This is a genomic window from Microcystis sp. LE19-84.1B, assembly GCF_027531875.1.
In the GTDB taxonomy this organism is placed as follows: domain Bacteria; phylum Cyanobacteriota; class Cyanobacteriia; order Cyanobacteriales; family Microcystaceae; genus Microcystis; species Microcystis panniformis.
In genome coordinates, this window is the sequence record NZ_JAPZSR010000019.1 from 1 (window position 1) to 6,714 (window position 6,714).

Sequence of the window (6,714 nt, forward strand, 5' to 3'; positions counted from 1 at the left end):
GAAAAAAGATTTGAAGCCTATTTAAAAACCTTAACGGAGCAAAATCTATGATTACCTTTGATGAAGAAATGGATAAACTGCCCTCTGAAAGAAGGGCAAAAATTGAAGCTAAAACCCAAGAGCTTTTACAAGAAATGCAAATCATTGATGAACTTCTTCAACGCCTAGGACTTTCTTCAGAAGAAATCACGGAAAGCGAAAGTGAACAGCCATGTTTTTCAGCAAAATCGGATGATTTAAAACAACATCTTACCCTAGAAAATTTAACCCGTATGATGAGGGAATTAGGGGGAGAATGGGAACTTACCCTTAAATTTCCTGAGCAACAAGTGATTAAATTAAGTAGTGAGCGCCCGTAGTTTCTAGGTTGGTTTTAGCGAATAAATATGTTAAAGAAAACCTCTTCCGTTCAGGGAATAGGAAACAACTGGTGGAAACTAGATCGGGGAATTTCTATTCCCAGTGAGCTAGAATTAATTAATGATCGAGGTAATCACTGGTTATGGAAACCCTTATTTCCCATGTCAATAGAAACCTATCAACAAGCCTTAAGGGTAATTGGTGAATTTTTTTATCGTGTAAGTTGAGGTAAACTATGAAAACTCTATCATTTAAAGACATCCAATTTATTATCGAAGCTCTCGAATCCCTTCTCAAAAATTATAGTGACCGTATTCAACAAATAGAAGCTCTCGAAAACTATGAAGATGAAATTGCAGACTTAAGTAATGATTCTCTATTTTTACAAGAATTAATTACTGACTTACAAAATCAACAAACACAAGAATTGGCTCTACTTGTGCCTGAATTTGATTTGCAAAAAATGTCTTTACAAACATTAATTAAACAAGGAAAAACCTTGTCAATTGAGGAAAAATTAATCTTAGTGGAATCTCTAACTTCATCAATCCGCGAAGAATATAATCTAATGCGAACCTGAAATGAGAAATCAATGATTACTTATTTAGCCACCGTTCATAAAGTCCGTAGTCGTCGTCTTTTATATGCTAAATTAAAACAAACCAAAAAAGCCAAAATTGACCTAGAATAAGCAGCTATAATATTCTACCAACAGAATAATATGGCAACTTATGAAACGGTGATGCAATTTTTACGCAAATTAGGGGGATAATACTAACTCCAGTTATTAAAGACTGATTATTTATTCCTCCTTTTGCCTCTTGCCCCGCGCCCCCCCGATGTCGGGGGGGGTGGGGGGGTTGCCTTTTGGCTATCCTGATATGTAGCCTATACTCAACGGATTTAGTATAAGTGGGAGTGTGAATTATCAGTAGTTAGTTTTTTCTAGTCTAGTCTGTTAATTGTTCATTAAAAACCTTCGGGATGGATGTTATTTTATGACCTTAAAACAACTCATACAAGACAAACGAGAGGATATCCTACAAATTGCCACCAAACATGGTGCTTTTAATGTGCGTGTATTTGGTTCCGTTGCTAGAGGAGAGGAAACCGAAAATAGTGATATTGATTTTTTAATTGATTATGATTTAGCTAAAACATCCCCTTGGTTTCCCGGTGGATTATTAGTTGATTTAGAGGCTCTCTTAGGGTGTAAAGTGGATGTAGTAACTGAAAAAAGCCTTCATCATCTAATTAAACAGCGAATCTTAAAAGAGGCAATTAAGTTATGAATGAAGATCAAGTTTATCTTGAATACATTTTAGACTGTATTGATAAAATTAAGGAGTATTCCCAAGGCGGAAAACAGGAGTTTTTTGCTAATTCAATGATCAGCGATGCTATCATTAGACGTTTACAAACTTTGGCAGAATCAACTCAAAGGCTTTCGGAGGAATTAAAGGCAAATATTCCCGATGTTGACTGGCGTAATATTTCTGGTTTTAGGAATATTTTAGTACATGATTATTTAGGGGGAATTGACCTTAATACAGTTTGGGAGGTGGTAGAAAATTATTTGGATGATTTGAAAGAACAGATTTTAAGGCATCTAGAATCAGTTTCGTAGGTTGGGTTGAGCGAATAAATATGTTGAAGAAAACCTCTCAATTCCCAGGAAAAGCGAAACCCAACAGCCAACACCTAAATCCGTCTGAATCTTTTTGTTGGGTTTCCTTACGTCAATCCAATCGACGGTAATTAATACTTAAAATAGCAAGGTAACAGCCATGATCAAACCTTCGATCGCCCTCATCCTTCTTTTCTCCCTACTGCCTCAACCCGGGTTAACCCTTGTTACCCCGGCTGCCGGAAATATTTCTAATGATCCCATTCTGACGGCACAGGGCGATCGGGCGCTTACCGAGGAGCAAATCCTACAACGAGTCACCGTTAAGATTACTAACGAGACAAATCGGGGATCGGGGACGATTATTGCTAAAAAAGGCGATAATTACCTTGTCCTAACCAACGCCCACGTTATCCGCAACACGAAAACCCTACAGCTACAAACTTACGACGGCCACAGCCGTGCGGCCCGCATCGTCCCCAATTCCCTATCGGAGAATCAAGATCTCGCTCTGCTGGAGTTTAGCGATACCCGGGATTATTCGATCGCCACCATCGCGCGGTTTACCCCCAATCAAGACGAGATCGGTTTAGAAGTGGTGGCTGCGGGATATGTTGCCGAAACGGGACAGTATCGGGTGACGACAGGAAAGATCGAACAGGTGAGCGATCGACCCCTCCTGGAGGGCTACAGCGTCGGTTATAGTGGCGATATCGTGCAGGGAATGAGTGGCGGCGGTATCTTTTTCGAGGGGGAGTTAATCGGCATTAACGGGCGATCGGCCCATCCGATTCTCTCTAACTACACCTACGAAGACGGCACAAAACCCACAGACGCAGAAATCCAACAGATGAGAGCGGTTAACTGGGGCATTCCCATCAATACCCTATTAACCTACATCAAGCCCGAAATCCTGACCGCGTACCAATTACCCTTACCGAAAAGCTCGCGGGGCATCGAAAACCCCACCTATACCGGCTATATCGCCCAATTAGAAACAAAAGCCAAGGGTTTCACCGTGCGGATCAATAGTAGCAGTCAGTCCAACGGTAGCGGTGTCATTATCGCCCAGCAGGGAAAAATCTACACCGTCCTAACCGCCGACCACGTCCTCTGTGAGAAAATCGCCGAGGAGAAAACCTGTGCCGATTACACCTATACCCTCACCACCAAGGACGGCAAAACCCTTCCCCTCGACAGAAAAACCATTATTCGACAGGAAGGGGTCGATCTGTCCATTTTTACCTTCGAGAGTAACGAGAATTATCCGGTCGCAGAAATCGCCAACTATAGCCCCAATCGAGAGAGTCCCGTTTTTGTGGCGGGATTTCCCAAAATCGGCGATAAACAAGCGGGATGGCTCTTTAGCGGCGGTGCTGTCAAAAGTCAGGAGGAAGGACTTCTCGCCACGCGACAGAGTGATTTTACGATTACCCAAAGTGGGGCATCGATCAGGGTTAGTTCCCTGAGCGGCGGTTACGATATGGTTTATACCAGTATTACCTTCGGCGGTATGAGCGGCGGCCCAGTCTTAAACGCTGCCGGACAGGTGATCGGTATTCACGGGCGCTCCGAGGGGGTTAAGGGTAAAATTCAGCTAGGTTTTAGCTTAGGGATTCCGATTAGTAGTTTTATCGGTTTACAGGAAAGATTTCGAGTTAAATTATCTTCTTTCGTTACCGCTCAACCCCAGTTAACAGCACAACAACAGCAGGAGATCGATCGCACTCTTGTCAGTGTAGAAGTACCGGAAACCAACGCCTCCGAAGACATCTGGATCGAGCGGGGAAATCAACTCTGGCGCTTGAAAAAAGACGATCGGGCCCTGCAAGCCTTCGATCGGGCGATACAATTAAACAATCCCGAATACACCTATTTAGCTTGGTACGGTAAGGCAAGGGTTTACGGGCCCAAATACAAAGCTCGAGAAGCGATCGAAGCCCTCGAGCAAGCCCTCGCCACCCTACCCGCTCGCGAGAAAGGTTCGGAATTTCATGGGGAAATTTTAAATTATCAGGGTGTATTTTATGGGAAGATGAATCAATCCGAAAAAGCGATCGATAGTTTTGAACAAGCGATCAAAATCTCTCCCCAGAATCCCAACTATTACAATAGTCTATCGTCGGTACTACGAAACGTAAAACGGTACGATCGAGCCTTAGCAGCGATTAACCGCGCTATAGAAATCGCTCCCCGCTCCAGTTGGTATAGCAATCGCGGGAATATATACAAGGACCTAAAAAAATGGGATCTCGCTTTAGCCGATTATAATCAAGCTCTGACGTTGAATCCGAATAATTCTAGGGCGTATATAGCTCGCGCCGATGTGTACGAAGAGCGGAGAGAATGGGATTTAGCCCTGGCTGATTATAACCGAGCCATCGAGATCGATGCTAATTTCGCGGCAGCCTACCAGTCCCGGGGAATTTTTTACACGGAGCGAAAACAATGGGATTTAGCCCTAGCGGATTTTAACAAAGCGATTACCATTGATCCTAATGATCCTAGCTCTTATGAAATGAGAGGTGTTTTTTATAATTTTCAACGTGAAGAGGAGTTAGCGATCGCCGATCTCACAAAAGCGATCGAAATCAATCCCTATTCCGTTCTCGCCTATTTAATGCGCGGTTTAGCCTACGAAAACTGGCAAAAATGGGACTTAGCTCTAGCGGATTATCGGAAAGGAATCGAACTCGATCCGAATTCCGGCTTCGGTTATGAGAGTCGCGGGCGATTCTATTCGGAGCGGCAAGAATGGGACCTAGCCCTAGGGGATTTTAATAAAGCGCTCGAACTCGATCCGAATTCCGGCAACGGTTACCAGTTGCGGGGAACTCTTTACACTAACCAGAAAAAGTGGGATCTCGCTCTCGCTGATTTTAACAAGGCGATCGAACTCGGTTATTTTAGTAGTTATGTCAATCGAGGAAATGTTTATTCTCAACAACAAAAGTGGGATCTCGCACTTGCTGACTTTAACAAGGCGATCGAACTCTCGCCATCCCCCGAATTCGCTTACGGATCTAGAGCAGTTTTATACTGGGATCGAAAAGAATGGGATCTCGCCCTCACCGATTTAAGCCAAGCGATCCGAATTAATCCCTATTTCAAGTTAGCCTATCGAATGCGGGGAGATATTTATCGCAATCAAAATCAACTCGATCTCGCCCTCGCCGATTATAACAAGGCGATCGAGCTTAATAGTAACGATGCAGAACTGTATTACAACCGTGGGGAAATTTACCGACAACAGCAAAAATCGGATATCGCCTTAGCTGATTACAGTCGGGCGATCGAACTCGATCCGAAATACTGGTCGGCTTATTTACAACGTTATATTATTTATGATCAACAAAAGAAATGGGATTTAGCGATTGCAGATATCACGAAAGTTATCGAGATCAAGCAATTTCCCAGTGCCTACGTCGCACGCGGCCTCAAGTACCTAGAATGGCAAAAATGGGATTTAGCTCTAGCAGATTTTAATAAGGCGATCGAGCTTAAGCCGGATGATGCTTCGTTTTACTTTACGCGAGGAATGCTTTACTATCAAACTCAAAAATGGGATTTAGCTCTAGCGGATTTTAATCAGGCGATCGAGCTTAAGCGAGACAATGCTTCATTTTACTCTACGCGAGGAATGCTTTACTATCAAACTCAAAAATGGGATTTAGCTCTAGCGGATTTTAATCAGGCGATCGATCTCGATTCCAATCGCAAGGACTCTTATAGTTTCCGGGGAGACATTTACAAAAGACAAAAACGCTATCCCGAAGCTCTCCAAGACTATCAAAAAGTTCTCGAACTGGACGAAAAAAATCTGATTGCGATTACCAATATTGGCTTAATTTATTACGAACAAGGCGATCTAAATTTGGCCAGTAGCCAATTTCAAAAAAGTCTGGAAATTAACCCCCAATCTGCTGAAAATCAACTGGCTCTCGCTGTTACTCTCTACCGTCAAGGCAATACGGGGAAAGCGATCAAACTTGCTAAAAGTGCGCTTAAAATCGACCCTGAATTTGCTCAGGTTGAAACCCTGCAAAAAAATCTCTGGGGTGATCAAATCATCGCTGATGCTCGAAAACTGCTCTCGCAACTGTAGTAGTTTCTTAGGTTGGGTTGAGCGAATAAATATGTTAAAGAAAATCTCTCAATTCTCAGGGAAAAGCGAAACCCAACACCTAAATCTGTCTGAATCTTTTTGTTGGGTTTCCTTGGGTGTATTGTTGGGTTTCCTTACGTCAACCCAACCTACTGTAGAGTTCGTAGGTTGGGTTGAGCGAATAAATATGTTAATGAAAACCTCTCAATTCACAGGAAAAGCGAAACCCAACACCTAAAACTGTCAGAATCTTTTTGTTGTGTTTCCTTGGGTGTATTGTTGGGTTTCGTGCCTCAACCCAACCTACGGTAATTGCTATGATTACTATAATCCGTAGTCGTGGTGTTTTATATGCCAAATTAAAACAAACCGAAAAAGCCAAAATTAATCTACAACAAGCGGCTATAATATTCTACCAACAGAATAATATGGCAACTTATGAAAAAGTGATGCAACTTTTACGCGAATTAGGGGGGTGAAGTAGAAATCATCAATTATGGAAAGTCGAGAAATTATCAAAAAACTGAAGGATGAGGGATGGTATCAAGTAGGTACAACAGGAAGTCATCATCATTTTAAACATCCCCATAAAAAAGGGAAAGTGACTGTTCCTCACCCTAAA

The 6,714-nt window shown here is 42.6% G+C and carries 8 protein-coding genes and 1 pseudogene; all 9 read left to right on the plus strand.

Annotated elements, in window-relative coordinates; genetic code table 11:
- Nucleotides 1-47: 47 nt before the first annotated feature.
- Nucleotides 48-359, plus strand: a complete 312-nt coding sequence (locus tag O9324_RS00835; RefSeq protein ID WP_002804649.1) for a hypothetical protein — start codon at nt 48-50, stop codon at nt 357-359.
- A gap of 27 nt (nt 360-386) precedes the next feature.
- Nucleotides 387-587 carry a Tse2 family ADP-ribosyltransferase toxin gene (locus tag O9324_RS00840; RefSeq protein WP_287628135.1) on the plus strand — a complete coding sequence of 67 codons (201 nt, stop codon included), beginning with the start codon at nt 387-389 and terminating at the stop codon, nt 585-587.
- Between the two features lie 8 nt (nt 588-595).
- Entirely contained in the window at nt 596-940 is a 345-nt protein-coding gene (locus tag O9324_RS00845) for a hypothetical protein (RefSeq protein ID WP_002768109.1), read from the plus strand.
- A 12-nt stretch (nt 941-952) separates the two neighbouring features.
- Nucleotides 953-1,132: pseudogene (locus tag O9324_RS00850) on the plus strand (hypothetical protein).
- A 226-nt stretch (nt 1,133-1,358) separates the two neighbouring features.
- Complete coding sequence (locus tag O9324_RS00855; protein ID WP_002768612.1) at nt 1,359-1,652, plus strand: nucleotidyltransferase family protein; 294 nt, start codon at nt 1,359-1,361, stop codon at nt 1,650-1,652.
- The gene (locus O9324_RS00860) at nt 1,649-1,987 is read left to right on the plus strand and encodes a HepT-like ribonuclease domain-containing protein (protein WP_002768610.1); all 339 of its coding nucleotides are present in this window, start codon (nt 1,649-1,651) and stop codon (nt 1,985-1,987) included. Before O9324_RS00855 ends, O9324_RS00860 begins: the two co-directional genes overlap by 4 nt.
- Nucleotides 1,988-2,147: 160 nt before the next feature.
- Nucleotides 2,148-6,092: a serine protease gene (locus tag O9324_RS00865; RefSeq protein WP_288139232.1), complete on the plus strand. Its 3,945-nt coding sequence runs from the start codon at nt 2,148-2,150 to the stop codon at nt 6,090-6,092.
- 317 nt (nt 6,093-6,409) lie between these two features.
- On the plus strand, nt 6,410-6,571 hold the full coding sequence (locus O9324_RS00870) for a hypothetical protein (RefSeq protein WP_196219697.1): 162 nt from the start codon (nt 6,410-6,412) through the stop codon (nt 6,569-6,571).
- Between the two features lie 17 nt (nt 6,572-6,588).
- Nucleotides 6,589-6,714, plus strand: a 126-nt coding sequence (locus O9324_RS00875; RefSeq protein WP_288139233.1) for a type II toxin-antitoxin system HicA family toxin, incomplete at its 3' end; no start/stop codon positions are given.